Annotated in this window: 2 protein-coding genes; one reads left to right on the forward strand and one right to left on the reverse strand. The window is 64.4% G+C overall.

Annotated features, from left to right (window positions below):
* The coding region (locus BIS11_RS16735) for an anhydro-N-acetylmuramic acid kinase (protein WP_253586606.1) at positions 1 to 315 on the reverse strand (315 nt) is incomplete at its 3' end.
* Positions 316 to 428: 113 nt separating this feature from the next.
* Here BIS11_RS16735 and tyrS point away from each other — a divergent pair.
* Entirely contained in the window at positions 429 to 1,628 is a 1,200-nt protein-coding gene (tyrS, locus tag BIS11_RS16740; protein WP_253426674.1) for a tyrosine--tRNA ligase, read from the forward strand.
* Positions 1,629 to 1,713: the final 85 nt, after the last annotated feature.

Genomic DNA, 1,713 nt, shown 5'->3' on the forward strand with positions numbered 1-1,713 from the left:
GGTCTGGCCGTGGCTGCCGATGGCGCGAACCGCCTCCGGTGCCACGCCTGCGTCTTTCAGCAGCGCGGCGACGGCGCGGGCCTGCAGCGCGCAGAACGTGGCCTCGGCCTGGGCAAGCTCGGCAAAACGGGCGTGATCCGCATGGCAGAGCGTCAGCAGCGTCTGGCGCAGCGCCTCGGGCATCGGCTCGGCACGGGTGGCGACCAGCCGGGGGCGCGCGTCCGGTGTTATCTCGACCAGGGCAGCGTCGATGCCGTCGAGGCTGGTGCCGGACATCAGGCCGACGTAGAGCGAGGTGGGGTTTGCGTTGTTCATGAAGCGTCATCCAGGGCGGTGAAGTCTCAACCGGGAACGGTTGGCATGGTAACATTGCCGGCCATGTATCATCCGTGCCCCCGGGCGGGCAAAGCTTAGAGTGGAGAGAGGCAATGAGTGAGCTGGATCAGGCGCTGGCACTGCTGACGCGGGGAACGCACGAAATCCTGGTGGAAGACGAGCTGAAGAAGAAACTCGCCTCCGGGCGCAAGCTGCGCATCAAGGCGGGCTTCGATCCCACCGCGCCGGACCTGCACCTGGGCCACAGCGTGCTGCTCACCAAGATGCGCCAGTTCCAGGACCTGGGCCACACCGTGATCTTCCTGATCGGCGACTTCACCGGGCGCATCGGTGACCCGACCGGCAAGAACGTCACCCGCAAGCCGCTCACCGAGGCCGACGTCAAGGCCAACGCCGAAACCTACAAGGAGCAGGTGTTCAAGATCCTCGATCCCGAGAAGACCGAGGTGCGTTTCAACGCCGAGTGGTTCGGCGAGTTGACGGCTGCGAAGATGATCGAGTTGGCAGCGCAAAGCACCGTGGCGCGCATGCTCGAGCGCGACGACTTCGAGAAACGCTACAAGGCCAATCAGCCGATCGCCATCCACGAATTCCTCTACCCGCTGGTCCAGGGCTACGACTCCGTGGCGCTCGAAGCGGACATCGAGCTCGGCGGCACCGACCAGAAGTTCAACCTGCTGATGGGCCGCGAGATCCAGAAGCACTTCGGGCAAGAGCCACAGGTGGTGATCACCATGCCGCTGCTCGAGGGTCTGGACGGTGTGCAGAAGATGTCAAAGTCGCTCGGCAACTATGTCGGCGTCGACGAAGCGCCGGGGTCGATGTTTAACAAGCTCGTCTCCATGCCGGACAGCCTCATGTGGCGCTACTTCGAACTGCTGTCGCTGAAATCCAACGACGAGATCGAGGCGCTCAAGCAGAGCGTCGAGCAGGGCGCCAACCCGCGCGACGTCAAGATGGAACTCGCCCGCGAGCTGATCGCGCGCTATCACGGCGAGGAAGCGGCGGCCAATGCCCACAAGTCCGCCGGCAACCAGTTGGCCGATGGCGAGCTGCCGGAAGACCTGCCCGAGGTCGACGTCGACTTCGAGGGCGCCGAGACCGCACCGATCGCCACCGTGCTCAACCGCTCCGGGCTCACCAAGAACAGCGCCCAGGCCAAGGACATGCTCAAGAACGGCAGCGTCAAGGTCGACGGCGAGGCGGTAGAGCCGAGCACCATGCTGCCCACCGGCAAGGCCTACGTTATCCAGGCCGGCAAGAAACGTTACGCCCGTGTGACGCTGAAGTGATTCTTTTCTGAAAAAAGCCCTTGCACTCCCGGCGGCGAATCCGTAAAGTACGCATCCGCTGCCGGGGACGCCCAGCGTCGCCAGC

It is taken from the genome of Halomonas sp. 707D4 (assembly GCF_024158685.1).
Classification (GTDB): Bacteria; Pseudomonadota; Gammaproteobacteria; order Pseudomonadales; family Halomonadaceae; genus Vreelandella.

Bases quoted from the DNA above. Each gene is read 5' to 3' on its own strand.
- tyrS (WP_253426674.1), top strand. From the start codon at position 429: ATGAGTGAGCTGGATCAGGCGCTGGCACTGCTGACGCGGGGAACGCAC.